The 17,697-nt window shown below is 54.2% G+C and carries 16 protein-coding genes; 11 read left to right on the top strand and 5 right to left on the bottom strand.

What is annotated here, in order from left to right:
• Window positions 1-192: 192 nt before the first annotated feature.
• The 5 genes from GZ1_RS02020 (at window position 193) to GZ1_RS02000 (ending at window position 6,524) form a co-directional block, all read left to right on the top strand.
• Complete coding sequence (locus GZ1_RS02020; protein ID WP_060787785.1) at window positions 193-1,638, top strand: SpoIIE family protein phosphatase; 1,446 nt, start codon at window positions 193-195, stop codon at window positions 1,636-1,638.
• A gap of 15 nt (window positions 1,639-1,653) precedes the next feature.
• Window positions 1,654-2,076, top strand: coding sequence for an ATP-binding protein (locus GZ1_RS02015; protein WP_011231123.1), 423 nt, complete (start codon window positions 1,654-1,656; stop codon window positions 2,074-2,076).
• Window positions 2,077-2,169: 93 nt separating this feature from the next.
• Window positions 2,170-2,595 carry an STAS domain-containing protein gene (locus GZ1_RS02010; RefSeq protein WP_011231124.1) on the top strand — a complete coding sequence of 142 codons (426 nt, stop codon included), beginning with the start codon at window positions 2,170-2,172 and terminating at the stop codon, window positions 2,593-2,595.
• A gap of 406 nt (window positions 2,596-3,001) precedes the next feature.
• Entirely contained in the window at window positions 3,002-4,738 is a 1,737-nt protein-coding gene (locus GZ1_RS02005) for an ABC transporter ATP-binding protein (RefSeq protein WP_060787784.1), read from the top strand.
• On the top strand, window positions 4,722-6,524 hold the full coding sequence (locus GZ1_RS02000) for an ABC transporter ATP-binding protein (protein WP_060787783.1): 1,803 nt from the start codon (window positions 4,722-4,724) through the stop codon (window positions 6,522-6,524). The genes GZ1_RS02005 and GZ1_RS02000 overlap by 17 nt, the downstream gene beginning before the upstream one ends.
• Before the next feature lie 218 nt (window positions 6,525-6,742).
• On the opposite strand, the gene GZ1_RS01995 is transcribed toward GZ1_RS02000, so the two are convergent.
• The 5 genes from GZ1_RS01995 to GZ1_RS01975 form a co-directional block, all read right to left on the bottom strand.
• Window positions 6,743-7,861 (bottom strand): RNA-guided endonuclease InsQ/TnpB family protein, encoded by a 1,119-nt coding sequence (locus tag GZ1_RS01995; protein WP_060787782.1) that lies wholly within the window; start codon window positions 7,859-7,861, stop codon window positions 6,743-6,745.
• Between the two features lie 205 nt (window positions 7,862-8,066).
• Window positions 8,067-8,945, bottom strand: coding sequence for an IS982-like element ISGsp1 family transposase (locus GZ1_RS01990; RefSeq protein ID WP_060787781.1), 879 nt, complete (start codon window positions 8,943-8,945; stop codon window positions 8,067-8,069).
• A gap of 143 nt (window positions 8,946-9,088) precedes the next feature.
• The gene (locus GZ1_RS01985) at window positions 9,089-9,736 is read right to left on the bottom strand and encodes an MOSC domain-containing protein (protein WP_033004756.1); all 648 of its coding nucleotides are present in this window, start codon (window positions 9,734-9,736) and stop codon (window positions 9,089-9,091) included.
• 5 nt (window positions 9,737-9,741) lie between these two features.
• Window positions 9,742-10,746: an LLM class flavin-dependent oxidoreductase gene (locus GZ1_RS01980; RefSeq protein ID WP_060787780.1), complete on the bottom strand. Its 1,005-nt coding sequence runs from the start codon at window positions 10,744-10,746 to the stop codon at window positions 9,742-9,744.
• A gap of 156 nt (window positions 10,747-10,902) precedes the next feature.
• Window positions 10,903-11,877, bottom strand: coding sequence for a coiled-coil domain-containing protein (locus GZ1_RS01975; protein ID WP_020753905.1), 975 nt, complete (start codon window positions 11,875-11,877; stop codon window positions 10,903-10,905).
• A gap of 136 nt (window positions 11,878-12,013) precedes the next feature.
• On the opposite strand from GZ1_RS01975, the gene GZ1_RS01970 reads away from it, so the two are divergent.
• From GZ1_RS01970 to GZ1_RS01945, 6 genes are all read left to right on the top strand, one after another.
• Window positions 12,014-12,577 (top strand): thioredoxin family protein, encoded by a 564-nt coding sequence (locus tag GZ1_RS01970; protein ID WP_033004757.1) that lies wholly within the window; start codon window positions 12,014-12,016, stop codon window positions 12,575-12,577.
• A gap of 259 nt (window positions 12,578-12,836) precedes the next feature.
• Window positions 12,837-13,226: a gamma-glutamylcyclotransferase family protein gene (locus tag GZ1_RS01965; RefSeq protein WP_015374770.1), complete on the top strand. Its 390-nt coding sequence runs from the start codon at window positions 12,837-12,839 to the stop codon at window positions 13,224-13,226.
• 191 nt (window positions 13,227-13,417) lie between these two features.
• On the top strand, window positions 13,418-14,776 hold the full coding sequence (gene glnA / locus GZ1_RS01960; protein WP_020753910.1) for a type I glutamate--ammonia ligase: 1,359 nt from the start codon (window positions 13,418-13,420) through the stop codon (window positions 14,774-14,776).
• Between the two features lie 266 nt (window positions 14,777-15,042).
• Window positions 15,043-15,930, top strand: a complete 888-nt coding sequence (locus tag GZ1_RS01955; protein ID WP_060787779.1) for a sulfite exporter TauE/SafE family protein — start codon at window positions 15,043-15,045, stop codon at window positions 15,928-15,930.
• 287 nt (window positions 15,931-16,217) lie between these two features.
• On the top strand, window positions 16,218-17,174 hold the full coding sequence (locus GZ1_RS01950; RefSeq protein WP_060787778.1) for an MBL fold metallo-hydrolase: 957 nt from the start codon (window positions 16,218-16,220) through the stop codon (window positions 17,172-17,174).
• Between the two features lie 203 nt (window positions 17,175-17,377).
• On the top strand, window positions 17,378-17,686 hold the full coding sequence (locus GZ1_RS01945; protein ID WP_060787777.1) for a transporter suffix domain-containing protein: 309 nt from the start codon (window positions 17,378-17,380) through the stop codon (window positions 17,684-17,686).
• The last annotated feature ends 11 nt before the right edge of the window (window positions 17,687-17,697 follow it).

Genomic DNA, 17,697 nt, shown 5'->3' with positions numbered 1-17,697 from the left:
GGAAAAACCGCAAAAAAACACGAATACAACAATAACCTGTTCCTACGAGGAACAATGGGGCGGAAAGTGGTGCTGAACATGCAACCCGAAGGCGGGGTGGAAACAACCCGGCGCCGATGCGCGTTTTGGTTTCGGGAAGCCGGTGTCAGCTGAAGGCTATTGATTTTGATTATAACGAAAAAGGGTTGAACGATGGTGAAGGCGAATGTACAGGCGATCGATCAGCTAGACGCGGAACAGTTGGGCAGCGGCATGGTGATGACCGACCGTCAACTTTCGATTGTTGCGGTCAGCGAGCTGACGCCAAGATGGCTCGGATTTACCAAAAACGAATTAGTCGGGCGGCCGGTCGGCGTTCTGTTTTCAGCCGAATGGTCGGCCGCGTTGTTGGACGGCATCGCCGAGGCGGTAAAAAAGGACGGATGTTGGCAAGGAGAAGCGCGCCATGTGGCGAAAAGCGGGAAAGCATACATGAGCTGGATGAACGTCTATCGGTTGTCAGGCAGCGAGGGAGAATGGCTCGTTTGGCATTTTGTTGAACAAACCGCTATGCCTCCGGCTGATCGACCGACGCCGTCTGAGTTGCTTGAGGTCATTTACGATTCCGCCCCGTTCGCTGTTGTTCCGGTGGCGGCGGACGGAACCGTGCAAGATTGGGGGCTTAGTGCAGAGCGGCTGTTTGGGCGCCGAAAAGAAGAGGCGGTCGGCCGCCCGATATGGTCGCTCTTTCGTTGCGGCAGCCAAACATGGCTTCCGTTTCCTCCCAAAGAGCAGCGATGCGGCGAAGGGATGGTGCAGCGCCGGGACGGCACGTCCGCCAATGTCGCCTATACGGTCATTCCCGTGCTTCAGGCGGACGGATATATCGTCCTTGTCGAAGATGAGACGAAGCAAAAGCAAAAAGAGGCTGAGCGGCGGCGCCAAGTCGAGCTGGCCAAAAAAATTCAGCACAACTTGCTGACGCCGCTCATTCAAAACGAGGCGGTGACGATGGATGCCGTCTATATTCCATCCGATGATTTGTCAGGCGATATTTACGCTTGCTATCAAATCGACCTGTACCGCTACGGGGTGATCGTCATCGACGTGATGGGCCACGGCATTTCGTCAGCCTTGGTGAGCATGCTGCTCCGCTCGCTTTTGCGCGGATTGATCGTGCGCGTCATCGACCCGGTCTCGGTGGCGAGCGAGCTGGAAAAACATGTGCAAACGTTGTTTCCGGATGAGACCAACGATATCCGTCACCTGTTTTCCATGATTTATTTAGTGATTGACACGAAAGAGCGAAAAATTGAATATACGAACGCCGGCCATCCGGCTGGGCTGCTCGTGTTTGACGATGGAAGCGTCCATGAGTTGGACAAAGGCGGTTTGGCGATTGGCAGCCCGTTTTCCTTGCCGTTTGAAAAAGGGGTGATTCATTACGACAAGCGGGCCCGCCTCCTTTTGTATACAGACGGCATTTTAGAGGAGATCGACCCGTCGATTTTGCAAAGCATTGAAAAAATTCGCTTATGTACGCAAATGTGCCGCCATTTGCCGGATAAACGCTTCCTCGAGCGTTTAATCAGCCAAGGTCCGCCGCTCGTCAGCCCTTCCGACGACATTTGCTTATTGTCCATCACGGTTCATGGATAGGAGGGGCGCTTGGTAGTGTGTGAATGGATCGTGCGCTGCCGGGCGGACGAGGAAGCGGTTTTGGTTTGCCATCTCCTTGCGGAGCAGGCTGCTTCGTTGTTTGCTGTCCGTGATGCGGAATTGTTTGTGTTGGCGGTGCATGAAGCGGTCGTCAATGCCGTTAAAGCTGTTCAACGGGCGGGGATGGAGGCGGGGACGATTTCGCTCTCCTTTTTCGTCACAAGCGCTGATGTGGCCGTGGCGGTTGAAGACGAGGGCGGCGGCGTTCCGGCGGAAGTGATCGAGCAGCTTGATCAAATGACGCTCTCTGATGTATTGCTCGCCGAATCGGGACGAGGGTTGCTATTCATCCGAGAAATTATGGATGACGTTATGTGGGTTGAGCAAAAGGGCGGCCGTCGGATGCTTGTCATGAAAATGAGTCGGAATGCAACATAACTGGCTTTGGTGCCATGATGCACCCATGTGATCGGAACGAATGCGGGTGGTGGCCGAGGGCAAGGCATGGCTGGTCAACGATAGGGGGATACAATGAAACAGCATCGGTTGTCGTTTGAATTGGAAATGGTTGTAGAACGCGCATACGAATGCATCAAGCTAACTGGACGGCTCGCCTATGATACGCAGCTCGCGGCGGAACAAAAGCTGGCGACGGCGGTGGCTGCTGTCAAGCGCCGCCTTGTCGTTGTCGACGTGAGCGGCCTTCGATTTTTGGACAGTACTGGATTAGCGCTCCTTGTCCGCTTTTTTAAGCAAATCGTCAGCGAAAGCCGCGTCATGGCCATCGTCGTCCGGGATAACGCCGCTATAGAAAAGATTTTGCTGATGGCCAAGCTCGACCGGCTGTTGCCGATCGTTGGCGATGAACAACAGCTGTTGTCCCTTGCACCGCCAAGCTCTTTCGACCATATTAGCCAGGAGGCGCTTTATTCGGCATGGCGTCAGCGTTCGTCATAGACATGGCTCTCATGCCGAATCAACTGGAAGGTTTCACATTTCGCTGGCCCAAAAGCGTGTCGTCTATTTTTCCGACTGCTGAAGGCAAGGTGTGATGGAAGACTGAATAACCCCCTGCTTCACAGACCCATGCATGGGTCTGGAAGCGGTGTTGTTCAGTCACCCGCCAGTCGGGCATCTCGATCGAAACGACTGAACAGACCAGTTGTTCCCCTATTGCCGCCGATGGCCCCCGAGCGATGAGACATTCGTTCGGGGGTTTTGTTCCTCTTGGCCGGGAGCATCTCCGCTTCTGCAAATGCATTCTCATTGTCAAATAAATATTTCGGGTTTAGAATAAAATTATACACAACGATGAACGGCGGCTGGGCCCCGCGATCGGAATGGAGAGGAGAGTGGCGCAGACATGGGGCGGGTGCTGATCTATTTGCGGCCATATGGGAAGTGGATGGCGTTGGCTTGGTTGTTTATGTTGACGGAGCTCATCATCGAGCTTTGGCAGCCGCTGTTGATGGGGAAAATCATCGACGATGGTGTCATGAAACAGGATGTTGCGGCCATTTTCACGTGGGGAGCCGTGATGCTCGGGGCGTCGCTGTTGGCGTTTGCCTCAGGCATCGCCAACTCATTTGCCGCAGCCTACGTCGGTCAGGAGTACGGATTTGCGCTGCGGACGGCGCTGTTTGCCAAAATCCAATCGTTTTCGCTTGCGCGCATCGAGCAGTTGTCGCCGGCCTCGCTCGTCACCCGGATGACGAACGATGTGACCCAAGTGCAAAACATGTTGTTTATGAGTTTGCGCATCGCCTTGCGTGCACCGCTTCTCGTCGTCTTCGGCGTCGCGATGGCGTTTGTCGTTCATGCGCGCTTGGCGCTCGTTTTGGCGGTGGCTGTTCCTCTGTCCGCTGTTTTTTTATTGTGGGTTGTACAAAAGGCGGCGGCGTCCTTTTCCGCCGTCCAACGAGCGCTTGACCGTGTCAACGGCGTAATGCGTGAAAATTTGGCCGGCATGCGACTCATTAAAGCGTGGATGAGAAAAAAATACGAAGAAAAGCGATTTGCGGCCACGAACGATGTACTGATGGAACGGACAATGAGTGTGCTGCGCCTCGTGGAGACGATCACGCCGGTGTTGCTGATCGTGATGAACACCGCCATTGTCGCCGTTCTCCTTTTTGGCCGCCACTATATCGAGGACGGGACGGCGAGCGCTGGGCAAGTCGTGGCTGTCATCAATTACGCCACAAGGACGACGGCTGCGTTGTCGATGTTTACATTTATTACGATGGCGTTTTCACGGGCGCGCGCCTCGGCCGCCCGCCTCGCTGAACTTCTTGAAGCCCCGGGCGAGCGACACGGGGCGGATGCGGGCGGCGGTCCGGCCGTTCAGCGCGGGGAAATCCGGTTTGAGCACGTTTCGTTCCGTTATCCGTCGAGTCCGCGCGAGGCGCTTTCGGACGTGTCGTTCGTCATCCGTCCGCATGAGACAGCCGCCATTTTAGGAGCGACAGGGGCCGGCAAATCGACGCTTCTTCAGCTGATTCCCCGGTTGTACGAACCAAGCGGCGGGCGCGTGTTGATTGATGGCGTCGATGTGCGCGAGTTTTCCGCCGAACAGCTGCGGACGGCGGTGCGCTTTGTCCCGCAGGAAGTGCTGCTGTTTTCAGGGACGGTCGCGGACAATCTCCGCTTTGGCAACATCACTGCGTCGATGGAAGAACTTGTGCAAGCGGCTCGCGATGCACAAATTCATGAAACCATCACTCGGTTTCCGGATGGATACGACGCACGGATCGGTCAAAAGGGTGTCAATTTATCAGGCGGGCAAAAGCAGCGGCTGTCGATCGCCCGCGCCTTGGTGGGGCAACCGCGCGTTTTGCTTTTGGATGACAGCACAAGCGCGCTCGATGCAGAGACGGAAGCAAAGCTGCTCGCAGCGTTGCGGAAGTATGCATGCACGACGGTGATGGTGACGCAAAAGGTGAGCACCGCGATGGCGGCGGATACGATTTTGCTTTTGGAAGACGGCCGCCTGATCGCACAAGGAAGTCATGAACAACTGCTGGCGACGAGCGACCTGTATCGACGCATCGTCGCCACGCAGGAAGGAAAGAAGGGATCGGTGGATGTCACTACGGCATAGTCCGCACGGAGCGCGTGTTGGCGCAAGTCCGCAGCGGGCGAAAAACAGCGTTGGCACGTTGCGTCGGCTATGGGCCTTTATCGCTCCGCAAAAGCGAAAGCTGTTTGCGGCCGTGGCTATGGTGATGGCCAGCTCGGCGTTGGCGCTTGCTGGGCCGTATGTCGTTGGCCGGGCGGTTGATTCGTACATTGTGGAACGAAAAACGGATGGATTTTTCGCAACGCTCATTTTGCTTCTGGCCATTTATTTGGCCCTTGGGGCGGCGACGTTTTGGCAAAACTATTGGATGATCGATGTCGGCCAGCGGACGGTGCGCAGCATTCGCGAGCGGTTGTTTCATCATTTTCATGAGCTGCCGATTTCGTTTTTTGACCGACGCCAGCAAGGCGAACTCATGAGCCGGATTACAAACGACATCGACAATATGAGCCAGACATTTAACAGCACGGTTGTCCAGGTCGTCTCGAGCACGTTGACGTTGATGGGCGCTATGGTGGTTATGCTTTCACAAAGCGTTGTGTTGACAATCGTAACGCTTGTTGTCGTGCCGCTCATGTATGTGGGCATGCGCTGGATCACCAACCGGACGCGGGTGCGTTTCCGTGAGCAGCAACGGGCGCTCGGAGAGATGAACGGCTTTATCGAAGAGGTCATTTCCGGACAGAAAGTGGTGAAGCTGTTTTCCCAAGAAGAGCGGATGGAGGAGGAATTGGCGCGCAAAAATGCCGAGCTGAAACAAGCCGGGTTTTGGGCGCAAACGTATTCCGGCTTTATTCCGAAGCTGATGAACTTTTTAAACAACTTGAGCTTCGGCTTGATTGCCGTTGTCGGCGGATGGCTGGCGGCGAAAGGGACGATATCGGTCGGGACGATCGTCGTGTTTGTCGAATACGCCCGCCAGTTTACCAGACCGCTTAATGACCTGGCCAATCAATGGAACACACTGCTGTCGGCGTTGGCCGGCGCCGAGCGGGTGTTGGAAATTTTGGATTTGCCGGAGGAAGAGGAAGACGAGCGGGAAGCGGTGGTCTTGGACCGGCTTGATGGACGCATTGAGTTTCGTCAAGTCGTCTTTTCTTACGACAAACAGCGTCCGGCGCTTCGTGATGTCACGTTTTCCGTCTCACCCGGGGAGACGGTCGCGCTTGTCGGTCCAACTGGAGCCGGCAAAACGACCGTATTGCAGCTGTTGACCCGCTTTTACGATCCGGACGAAGGCGTCATTTTGATCGATGGACGCGACAGCCGGACGATCAAGCGAGCAAGTTTGCGCCGCCACATGGCGTTTGTGCTTCAAGATGCGTTTTTGTTCGCCGGAACGATCCGCGACAACATTCGCTACGGCCGGCTTGAGGCGACCGATGAAGAAGTCGAGGAGGCGGCGCGCCAGGCGAACGCCCACTCGTTTATTATGAAGCTGCCGAACGGCTATGACACCGTTTTGACCTCGGGAGGAGGCGGGATCAGCCAAGGGCAGCGGCAGCTGTTGGCGATCGCCCGGGCGATGATCGCCGACCCGGCCATTTTGATTTTGGACGAAGCGACGAGCAACATCGATACAGTGACCGAAGTGCGCATTCAAGAAGCGCTCGCCCGGCTCATGAACGGGCGGACATGTTTTGTCATCGCCCATCGGTTGAACACGATTCAACATGCCGACCGCATCCTTGTGCTCAACGAAGGCAAAGTGATCGAGCAAGGGACGCATGAAGAGCTGTTGGCTGCAAAAGGATTTTACTTCCAATTGTATCAGCGCTATTGGTTGCGCAATGTGCAGCAGGCATAACTGTATGGTGTTCACGTTTGCAGAGGACTTCAGATGAATGCGTGTCTCCTCCATGCGAACTCGAGTGCTCAGGAAAGGAAGAGTGGGTCAACTACCCCCACTTCGCTAACGCTTGAAGTGGGGGCTTGCAACTCCCCAGAAGTGCGAGCGGACTTCGTCCTCCTTCCTTGACTTGGGGTTGCATCAGGGGCAGGTTGACAGCTGCCCAACGACGCAGGTCATGCCTGTGTCGTTCCTTCAACGATGTACTCTATTCCTTTTCGTTGAAGGTTCATAGCACCAATGCGGTCATCGTTTGAGGTATATCCGCATGTTCGACAACAAAAGGTGTGTGTACGCTTGTTTCGATTGGCTTTTTCCGTATGACCACACTTTGGACATGTCAAAGAGGTGTAATGCGGAGCAACCACCATCACTTTTGACCCATGCAAACGTGCCTTATACTCTAACATTTGACGGAACTGATAGAACGCCCACGATACGGTTTCATATCGGTCATGGATACGTACACGTTCTGTTTTTTCACGAATGCCTGTTAAATCTTCTAATACAAAAAGGGTACGTTCTCCATATTGACGAACGAGTGCCTTCGTGACAGCATGGTTCACATCCGTCATCCAACGGTTTTCTCGTTGTCCGATTGTTTTCAACTTCCGACGCGCAGAAGCCGTCCCTTTTTGCTGGAGGGTTTTTCGCATTCGTTTGTACTTCGCCCGCATATGCTTGATTTTTCGTCCGTTAAAAAAGGTAGTTTTCCCTTGCGAATCATAAGCTGCTGCAAGAAAGTTAACCCCTACATCGACACCGACCACTTGGCGAATGTTGTGTTCATCTACGGTCGGAATTGTTTTAGTCATGGGAATGTGCAAAAAGAATTTGTTATGCTTATAGACGAGTTTGGCTGTGCCAAACGTCCATGAGCCATCAAAATATTGTTCCATGCCTTTTGGTTCGAACGGTACTTTGATTCGTCCTTCTAGCGTATTGACAGAAAATACGCCTTGAACAAGCGAATAATCTCGATTCCAAACGAGATCATATTCAGGCTTTTTAAAGCGAACCAATGTCCATTCGTGACCATTGCTTTTTAGGGAACGGTATCTAGCGATCACCGTTTTAATCACAGATTGCGCCATTTGCGAACGCAAAGCGTAGTTTGATCGAAGTAGACGATAGGTCATGTCGTGTAACTTGGCTTGTACAAGCACTTTTGTGTCAAAAATCACAACAGATACAGCGTTGCACGCTTGTCGATAAGCGGAAAGGGTGGCTTTCAATACTTCTGCTTGTTCCGCTGTTGGGTAAATTTTGATTTTGGCTGTTAACGTCATGTCCATTTGTCTCACCTCTCTTTCACTAAATATATTATATAATATATTATATCATATATTATATCATATTTTTTAGTAGTGATACAAAAACAAAAAAGCGATTCCTCCCCCACTTACTCCCTTTGGTCGTTGAAGTGGGGGTCTCCTCGCCAAAGACGATGAAAAAACAATTAAACAAAAATATAAAGATACCCGTGGTGCTAGTTGAGTGTCAGCGCTCAACCAGCCCTAGTGTGACCAAGGAATAAGCCAACAAGATGCCATCGAGTGCCACTTCAAACCCGGCCATGGAATTCGCTCGAATGTCGGTGATCCGGTATTGGTCTACGAGAATCGAAAACACCGTCTCGATGACTTTGCGTTTTTTCCTGATCCATTCTTCCCATGCCTTGGATGGGCCGTGCTTTTGATTGTGTCGAGACGGTGTCCAGAACGCGGCTTGGTGTTCTTCGTACAGCTTTTCTCGAAGAGCGTGGCTGATGTACCCTTTGTCCCCAAAGTTGTAGGGATGAGGGATTTGAGTCATCACCGTTTCAGCGGCTTTGACGTCGTGGCAGGACGCTTCCGTCACGACATAGCCCATGGCCAGCCCTTGGTTGGTCACTTGAAGATGCAGCTTGAAACCGTAGTACCATTGCTTTTTGGAAGCACAATACCCCATATCCGCGATCTCTCGAAACCGCTTGACGCGCTGCATTCTTGCGGGATGGCACAACGGAAGAGGCAAGCTGTCGACGACCGCATAAGCATGGTGTTGGCCACGTTTCGCCAGCTCATGACGGATCCATTTGATGGCGAAACCAAGCGCCCGGCAGCGGCGGTTGTATCGGGAGCGTTCAAGAAACGAGCCGTTTGTGAACAAATTTCCCGTGACAAAACGATGCCAGGCTCGTTCGGAAGAAAAGCCCAGCAGCTTCCCCAAAAGGTGAACCGCCATGACCACTTCGTCTTCTTGCTTGACCAAGTGACGGTTGCGGCGATGAAGATACATTTGAATCAACGACAGTTGGGCAGAAACAAAACAGAAAATAGCGGCATATTGTTTTTGAAGTTTGGCTGGATCTGTAGTAAAATGAAAGTGCTCTTGCATGGGGGATCTCTCCTTTCGAATGTTGGGTGACACTTTCATTCTACTGGAGATCCGCCAGCAAGGGCTATTTTTATGCTTGATCAAGTTTATCTAGCACCACGGGTATAAAGATATTTTGTTAGTCATTTCCGCCGCTTTGTGCTTTACGGCCGGGGCCGAGCGGCGAGACGCTTTTGAAACGTTTCGCGCCAGCTTGCGGATAAGGCCGGATGGCTGGCGATTTGCTTCATGGCAGCAGCATTGTCGCGCTCATGATAGTAAATGTGATTGATATACGCGATGGACAGCGCCCCCACGCCCCGTTCGACGAGAACGAGCGGCGCGCCCGGCTCTACGACGCCTTCTTGCAAGACGCGGAAATAAAACCCACTTTTTCCTGTCTGGCAGACGGCTTTCGGCAAATCGGGCAGCTGATGTTTGAACGCCAATTTGGAGCACGGCTGGCGCGGCTGTGACACTTGTACGAGCGCTGTGCCGGCGGCATAAATGTCGCCAAGACATACATCGTCTTCCGTCAACCCGAGAAGCGTCCAGTTTTCGCCAAACGCCCCCGCCGTAAATGGGCGGCCGTATCGCTCTTCCCAATAGACGAAATGCTCGGACGGATAGGCGCAAATCGCTTTATCTTCTCCTCCGTGATGGACGAGGTCGGCTTGTCCATCTCCAGCCAAGTTTTGTTTGCCGACTGCAACGGGATGAGCGACCGGCGTTTTGTCAATGCCGGTTGTGATCCGCTGGCCGCCGATGTGGAGCGTTTTCGGCTTCCCGACATTAATGGAGAGAATCTGCATCGCATTCACCCCCATACAGCGTCGGCGATGAGCCGGAAACTCGCGAGTTTATCCTCGAAGTCGTATGTAATCGTCACGAGCATGATTTCCTCTGTTTCATACTTTTCGCTCAGCCGATACAGCTCGTCTTTGACGCGCGCCGGACTGCCGACGATCATCCGCCGCCGGTTGTCTTCCACCCGTTTGCGCTCATACGGGCTGTACGGATACGCAGCCGCTTTTTCCGGGCTTGGCGTGCCGTTCAGCGCCATCCCTTGCTCGATCATGAGCAGCGTCAAGTCAAGGCTTCCCGCGATCCATTCCGCTTTTTCATCCGTTTCGGCGCAAATTGCAAACACCGCGACCATTCCGCGCGGCTCGGCCAAATACGGCGATGGAACAAACCGGTCGCGGTACAGCCGCATATAATGTTCGCCGCCTTCCCCGTTGATAAACTGGGCGAACACGTACGGCAGCCCTTTATCGGCTGCCAGCTTCGCCGTTTCCGAACTGGAGCCGAGCAGCCATAGTTCCGGCGGGGACTGCACGATCGGCGTCGCCTTGACGCCATACAGCGGGTGAACCGGCGGCAAGGCGTCATACAAATAGCCGAGCAAGTCGTCAATTTGCTCCGGGTAGCGGTCGACGGACCGTCGTCTGTCGCCTTGCAGCGCGATCGTCGCTCGCGGCATCCCCCCGGGCGCCCGCCCGACGCCGAGGTCGACGCGGCCGGGGTGGAGTCCGGCAAGTACGTGGAAATTTTCCGCTACCTTGTACGGGCTGTAATGCGGCAGCATCACGCCGCCCGAGCCGATGCGGATGCGCGACGTTTTCGCTCCGATGTGTCCGAGCAGCACTTCCGGCGACGAACCGGCAAGGCTGTTCGTATCGTGGTGTTCTGACACCCAAAACCGCTTATAGCCGAGCTGCTCAACATGCCGGGCGAGCTTGACGGTGTTCTCGAGCGCTTCTTCCGCTGTCATGCCTTCCGCGATCGGCGACTGATCGAGGACGCTCAGTTGCAGCGCCATTGCGATTCCTCCTTCTTCCGCCGCAGCGGCGGGAAAAATGATTAGTTTCTATTATGCGCTGTTTTGTTTCGATTTGTCCATTCATTTGCCCGCCCGTCCGGCAAAAACCGATCCGCCGCCGGCGGATCGGTCAATCCCGTCAAGATGCACGGCAGTTCACAAGCTGACGGACTGCTTTTGTTCGGCCGCCTGGCGGTCGGGTTTGGGGCCGCGCTTAGGGAAGAAGGAATGAAACAGCTGTTTCATGCTGTCAATGATAAATGAACATCGCTCATACAGCGCTTCTTTTAAACTGTCAAGCTGGCGGGTGACTTTGTATTGCGCTGCCTCTTGCGCTTCAAGCCGTTCGATGACCGTCTCGTGGAACACGTGCTGCAGCTCGAGCTGTTCGATCAACTTTTGGTACAGTTTTTCTTGCCCTTCGAGGCGGGCGGCCATTCCTTCGGCGAGCTGCTCGCGTTCGGCCGTCCGCTGTTCGAGCCGGCGCATCGTGTCGCTTTGCACGGTGAGCGCTTCGATGACGGCCTGCTGCGCCGCTTCTTCTTTGGCCAGCTGCTCTTCCCACCGCGATTGCCGCCTTTCCTCCCGCTCCTGCTGGGCGATGACTGACTGCTCGAGGCGTTCGAGCGTTCCGGCCAAGGCGGCTTGCCCCGCCTGTGCTTCCATAAGCAGCCGCTCGATGCGGGCGAGCGCTTCCGCCCACTGCCCGCTTTGCGCTTCCTGTTGCTTTTGCCCGGTTTCGGCCGCTTGCTGAAGCGAGGCAACCATGGCGGCCATTTCTTCGTAATAGTTGGTTTGTGCTGCTTGACCAGCGGTCACTGTTTGTTCGAGCTCAGCCAGCGCCTCGGCAAGCTGCCCGCTTTGCCGCGCCCAGCCGGCAGCAAGCGACTGTTCGAGGCGGGCGAACACGTCGGCCATTTGTTCGCGCTGTTCCTCCTGTTTCTTTTGCCCTTCTTCGATGGCGGCCTCAAGCTGGGCGAGCCGTTCCGCCAGCTGATCGAACTGTTGTTTTTGCTGTTCGAGCATTTGTTGAGCGTCCGTGCGGCGGTAATAAAACACCGGGTGGGATGCGGGCGGCGCGGCAGCCGGCCCGTACACGCGCGGGGTCATGTGTTTATTCATATAAATCAACGCGCAAAAGCCTCCTTTCCGTTCGTCTATGTGGCATCATATGCCGAGCTGTGCGGTTCGGTTTGGGCGCCGCATTTGTGGCATCTGGCTGTCTTTTGCTATAATGAAAGAAAATAGCGGAGAAAGGGTGTTGTTGATGCCAGCTGTTGAATCGAACATGTTTCCGCTTGGCAAACAGGCGCCGCCGTTTGCTCTCCCGAACGCCGTCGATGGCCGGCTCGTTCGCCTTGACGATGTAAAATCGGACGTCGCGACGGTCGTGATGTTTATTTGCAACCATTGTCCGTTTGTGAAACATGTCCAGCACGAGCTCGTCCGCTTGGCGAACGATTACATGCCCAAAGGGGTGTCGTTTGTCGCCATCAATTCGAACGACGTTGAACAATATCCGGACGATTCGCCGGAAAACATGAAAAAGGTGGCGGAAGAGCTCGGCTATCCGTTTCCGTATTTGTACGATGAGACGCAAGAGGTGGCGAAAGCGTACGACGCCGCTTGCACCCCGGACTTTTACATTTTCGACCGGGATCTGAAATGCGTCTACCGCGGCCAGTTGGACGACTCGCGCCCGAATAACGGCATCCCGGTCACTGGGGAGTCGATCCGCGCCGCGCTTGACGCTTTGCTCGAGGGCCGGCCGGTCCCAGAAAAGCAAAAGCCGAGCATCGGCTGCAGCATTAAATGGAAACAAGCACTGTAACAATTTGCTTGACTTTTCATTGTGAAGCGGGTATGATGGAGAAAGCATCATTCGTTCGTTGCGGAATCGCCATCGCCGTGCCGTTGGCTTGCGAGTGCAGCCGGCACGGCGTTTTTGTGGCCGCGATCTACTGAACAAATTCACACTGGCGCCGCCTCGGAGCGGCAAGGATGGATGAGAGGAAGGGCTTCCATTGTTTTTGTTTCCTTTCCTTGAGTTTTCATAATCTATGTTATGTAAACAAAAGGAGAACGAGGAGATGGCGGAAGGGCGATATCGGGTGTTTGTGTATGGCACGCTGCTGACTGGCGAAGAAAACCATGAAGTGGTCGCTCCGTACGTTCGCGCTGTATGCTCAGGGAAAGTAAACGGCCGCTTATACAACGTTGGCCCATACCCTGCGCTTGTGCTTGGAGAAGAGGGGGAAGTGGAAGGGGAGTGGCTGACGGTGACGGAAGAAGGGCTCAAGGCAATGGATGAGCTCGAGGATTACGTTGAAGGGCGGCGCGATAACGAATACGAACGGGTGTGGGTTCGCGACGCGCGTAAACCGATCGAAGGATATGTGTACGTCTATCCGCCGGAAAAAGCGGCCGGCTTGCCGCTTATTCCGTCCGGATCATGGCGGCGGCGTGAGGAGAAAATGTAACATCTAGAAACAGCCTATGAGGAACGGTCATCCTCTGGGCTGTTTATTTTTTACATGAATATGAAAACGATTGCAAAAAATCGTTATAAAAATACAGAAAAATTGCTAAAAAAGTGTTGCCAAACGGCCACTCTTTTTCTATAATAAAAGCATGTTAGAAAAATAAACGTAAGAATGTGAGGTAATGTGACATGTCAAAAACGTTCGTTTCCTCCACCCAAACGGGATTGCTTGAACAAATTAAAGAAACGATCCAACAAAAGAACGTTGAACTTCTTCATTTGCAGTTTGTCGACATTGAAGGGATCTTAAAGCACGTGACCGTGACGGCTGAACAGCTTGATGATGTTGTCGAAGGGAAAATCATGTTTGATGGTTCGTCGATCAAAGGCTTCTCGCCGATCAACCGTTCCGACTTGTATCTTCTTCCGGATTTGAATACGTTTGCTGTTTTGCCGTGGACGGTCGAGGAAGGCTATGCGGAAGCGCGCTTTCTCTGCTCGGTGACCAATCCGGACGGCACGCTGTTTGAGGGCGACCCGCGCAACGTGTTGAAAAAAACGGTGGAGCGGGCGGCGGAAAAAGGGTATGCGATCTCGGTCGGCCCAGAGCTGGAGTTTTTCCTGTTCAAAGCCGATGAAAACGGCAATCCGACGCTTGAGCTCCATGATGGCGGCGGTTATTTCGAACCGTCTCCGAAAGACTTGGGCGAACGCGTTCGCCTTGAAATTTACCGCGCCTTAAAAGCGATGGGCTTTACGATTGAAGCGTCGCACCATGAAGTGGCGGAAGGCCAGCATGAGATCAACTTCAAATATGCCGATGCGCTCGGTGCGGCTGACAATGCGACGACGTACAAATGGGTTGTCAAAACGATTGCCAGCAAGTTCGGTCTTCATGCGACGTTTATGCCAAAACCGGTGTTTGGCATCAACGGTTCAGGCATGCATGTCAACATTTCCCTCTTCAAAGATGGCGAAAATGCGTTCTTTGATCCGAACGATGCGAATCAGTTGTCAGAAACAGCGTACCAATTCATCGCGGGCTTGCTGAAAAACGTAAAACACTTCGCGGCGGTTACGAACCCGCTTGTCAACTCGTACAAACGGCTTGTGCCAGGGTATGAAGCGCCTTGCTACATCGCTTGGTCCGCTTCCAACCGTTCGGCGCTCATCCGCATTCCGGCCAAACGCGGCGTCGCGACGCGCGTTGAGCTCCGTTGCCCGGATCCGTCGGCCAATCCGTATTTGGCGTATGCCATCATCGCTGCCGCTGGCCTTGACGGTGTCGAAAAAGGTTTAACCGCTCCGGCGCCGATTGATGAAGACATCTTCCATATGTCGGAAGAACGACGTGCGGAGCTTGGCATTGACAACTTGCCGGAAAACTTGGGCGAGGCCATCGCAGCGCTAGAAAGCGGAGACATCGGCCGCGCGACGCTTGGCGAGCACGTATTCAACGAATACGTCGCGATGAAAAAAGACGAATGGAACAGCTACCGCACGGCGGTCCACGCTTGGGAAGTCGAGCGGTATCAAGGGAAGTTCTGATCGAAAGCCAGCATCCAAAAGGTGTCCCGTCGCCATATTCGGGGCGCCTTTTTTCTGCAGGCGGCTGTTTGTCTTGATGGACGGCCGCGCGGCGCCTTCCGTCCGTCGGCCGCCAAGCCGTCGGTGTTCGCAACGTCATCTTGCGAGCGGGGACTAAAATAAATGATCGCATTTTTTATTTTTTTAAAATTCATAGTTGACATCTATGAATAATGAGATTTAAATTATAAGTAACGCGCTCAACCATTGCAAACGGAGGGAAACCAATGAAAAAACTGATCGTTTTTGTGTTTGTAGGATTTATCGCCCAGCTGATTGACGGCTCGCTTGGGATGGCGTATGGCGTCACGTCGTCGACGCTGCTGTTGACGTTCGGCATCGCTCCGGCCGTCGCCTCGGCGTCCGTTCATTTGGCGGAAGTGGTGACGACGGCGGCATCTGGCGCTTCCCATTGGAAGTTCGGCAACGTCGACCGCCGCATGGCCTTTAGGCTCATCATTCCCGGGTCGGTCGGCGCGTTTGTCGGAGCATGCTTTTTAAGCAACTTGCCGGGAGATTTGATTAAACCATATGTATCCTTGTTTTTGTTGGCGCTTGGCTTTTACATTATTTATCGATTTTTAGTGTTGAACGGCCGCGCGCCGTCGACGCCCGGAAAACAGTGGTCCAATAAGCAGCTCGTCCCTCTCGGATTGGTGGCTGGCTTCCTTGATGCGACCGGCGGTGGAGGATGGGGGCCGATTGCGACGCCGGTGTTGTTGGCCAATAAAAACATGGAGGCGCGCAAGGTGGTTGGCACGGTCGATACGTCCGAATTTGCCGTCGCGCTGTCGGCAACGCTCGGATTCGTCATTTCGCTTGGTTGGGAGCAAGTGAACTGGTACTGGGTGCTGACGCTCATGGCGGGCGGGGTCGTTGCTGCGCCGATCGCCGCTTGGCTTGTGCGCAAACTGCCGTCCCATTTGCTTGGAGTGTTGGTCGGCGGGTTGATTATTTTGACGAACGTCCGCACGCTCCTGCACGCTTGGGAGGCGCCTGCGCCGGTGTATCCGACCGTTTATGGCCTCATCGTCATCGGCTGGGCGGCGGCGGTATGGCTGGCGATCAGAAACGGACGGAAAGGAAAGGCGACTAGCAGGGAGTTGGCGTCGTAAGCATTGGGCGCGCTTGGCAAACGACAGTGTCTTTCTGTTGGCGGCAGCGTTGGATGCGGTCGGGTTGAGCATCAGGGAGCTTGTTCGTGCTGCGGAGGGCAACGGTCGACAGCGCCTGCCCTCAAAAATAGCGCGCGGAGCAGTTGTTGCCCCGTTTGACGACAGTTGAAACGAGAAGGCGGCTCTTGCCCTCTGGGCAGGGGCTGCTTTTTTATCAACCCCTGTAGCGGGAAGCCGGTTTCTATGTTAAAATATTCTGCATCATCAACCAAAGGGGGAGAGGGAACATGGCACAGCCGCTTGATCTCGGCCGCCGCATTTCACTCATCGATTTGTATGATTTGCGCATGCCGCAGCGCACCGGTACATACGTGCTTCACGAAGAGAACTTGGCGATCGTGGAAACAGGGCCAAGCCCGTCGGTGCCGCATTTGCTTGCTGGGTTGAAAGCGCTTCATATTGATCCGTCTGATATTCGCTATATCATCGTCACCCATATTCATTTGGATCATGCGGGCGGCGTGGGGTTGCTTCTTCAGCATTGCCCGAATGCGATGGTTGTCGTCCATCCGAAAGGGAAGCGGCATTTGGCTGATCCATCGCGCCTCATCGCTGGAGCGAAGGCGGTGTACGGCGCGCAGTTTGAGTCGCTCTTTGATCCGATTCTTCCGGTGCCAGAAGAGCGATTGATCGTGAAAGAGGACGGGGAAACGTTGAAGTTGAGTGCGGAGCGGACGCTTGTGTTTTATGATACGCCGGGGCATGCGAACCATCACGTTTCGATTTATGATTCGTACAGCCGCGGCGTGTTCACCGGCGATACGATCGGCGTTTTTTATCCGCAGCTGCAAGAAGCGGGGCTTACGTTTTGCCTGCCTTCAACATCTCCGAACCAATTTGATCCCGAGGCCATGAAGCAGTCGGCGGCAAGACTTGAGGAGCTGAGACCGGAACGCATTTATTTTGGCCATTTTGGCATGCTGGATGACCCGCAGGAGGCGTTCCGCCAGCTTCGCGTTTGGCTGCCGAAGTTCGTGGCGGCGGGAAAAGAAGCGGTCGACCGTCATCCGGAAGCGCCGGCTGCCGAGCAGGCGAAAATGGCAGCGCACCGGTTGCGCGGCGAAGTGATGGCGTTTCTTGATGATCATGGCGCTCCATCTTCGTCGTCGGCGCATGCGGCGATCGAGCTTGATTTGCAAGTGTGCGCGATGGGGTTGATCGATTATTGGCAGAAACAACGGTGATCATTCGATTGGCCTGGCCGATTCGGCTGGGTTTCTTTTTTTGACGGGAAAGCGAAAATTGGAAAAACGGGAAAAACTGTTTTTGTGTGTGTTCGGTTTTTAGGCGGATCATTTCGTGAAATCGCGGTGTATATGTTAGAGTGGAAATAAGCGATCATGATTCCTGTTGGAAAGAGCGTCCATGAGCAAGGGGGAACGGAAGAGTGAAACAGAGGCGGTCCGTCACGCATCACATCGGCGTCGGGCTCATCATCGCATCGTTCGTCGTTTGGGTGGCGGTGCCGATCGCGCCGTTTCTGCCGTTTTCAGCCGCTGTCAAGGCAACGATTGTCGCCACGGTCATTGCGGCGGCGGAAGTCATGTTTTGGCTTGGGGTGCTGCTGGCTGGAAAAGAAGCAGCGAGGAAGCTGAAAGCGTATTGGAATCCGAAGCATTGGCGCATAAATCGGCAACGGTTGGATCAAACCAATGATGTTAAGCAAAAAGAGGAACGGTTGGAAGAAAGCCAATAAAGAGATGAGGT

Origin of the sequence: Geobacillus zalihae NBRC 101842, from assembly GCF_001544135.1 — a bacterium.
GTDB classification, from domain to species: domain Bacteria; phylum Bacillota; class Bacilli; order Bacillales; family Anoxybacillaceae; genus Geobacillus; species Geobacillus zalihae.
Note: the sequence above shows the minus strand (reverse complement) of the source record. Positions and strands in the feature narration are given on the sequence as shown.

Excerpts from the sequence above, each read along its gene's own strand:
- GZ1_RS01995 (WP_060787782.1), bottom strand. The coding sequence starts at position 7,861 with ATGGACATGACGTTAACAGCCAAAATCAAAATTTACCCAACAGCGGAA.
- GZ1_RS01980 (WP_060787780.1), bottom strand. The coding sequence starts at position 10,746 with ATGGCGCTGCAACTGAGCGTCCTCGATCAGTCGCCGATCGCGGAAGGC.
- GZ1_RS01990 (WP_060787781.1), bottom strand. The coding sequence starts at position 8,945 with ATGCAAGAGCACTTTCATTTTACTACAGATCCAGCCAAACTTCAAAAA.
- GZ1_RS02000 (WP_060787783.1), top strand. The coding sequence starts at position 4,722 with ATGTCACTACGGCATAGTCCGCACGGAGCGCGTGTTGGCGCAAGTCCG.
- GZ1_RS02010 (WP_011231124.1), top strand. The coding sequence starts at position 2,170 with ATGAAACAGCATCGGTTGTCGTTTGAATTGGAAATGGTTGTAGAACGC.
- GZ1_RS01950 (WP_060787778.1), top strand. The coding sequence starts at position 16,218 with ATGGCACAGCCGCTTGATCTCGGCCGCCGCATTTCACTCATCGATTTG.
- glnA (WP_020753910.1), top strand. The coding sequence starts at position 13,418 with ATGTCAAAAACGTTCGTTTCCTCCACCCAAACGGGATTGCTTGAACAA.
- GZ1_RS01970 (WP_033004757.1), top strand. The coding sequence starts at position 12,014 with ATGCCAGCTGTTGAATCGAACATGTTTCCGCTTGGCAAACAGGCGCCG.
- GZ1_RS01965 (WP_015374770.1), top strand. The coding sequence starts at position 12,837 with ATGGCGGAAGGGCGATATCGGGTGTTTGTGTATGGCACGCTGCTGACT.
- GZ1_RS01955 (WP_060787779.1), top strand. The coding sequence starts at position 15,043 with ATGAAAAAACTGATCGTTTTTGTGTTTGTAGGATTTATCGCCCAGCTG.
- GZ1_RS02020 (WP_060787785.1), top strand. The coding sequence starts at position 193 with ATGGTGAAGGCGAATGTACAGGCGATCGATCAGCTAGACGCGGAACAG.
- GZ1_RS01985 (WP_033004756.1), bottom strand. The coding sequence starts at position 9,736 with ATGCAGATTCTCTCCATTAATGTCGGGAAGCCGAAAACGCTCCACATC.
- GZ1_RS02005 (WP_060787784.1), top strand. The coding sequence starts at position 3,002 with ATGGGGCGGGTGCTGATCTATTTGCGGCCATATGGGAAGTGGATGGCG.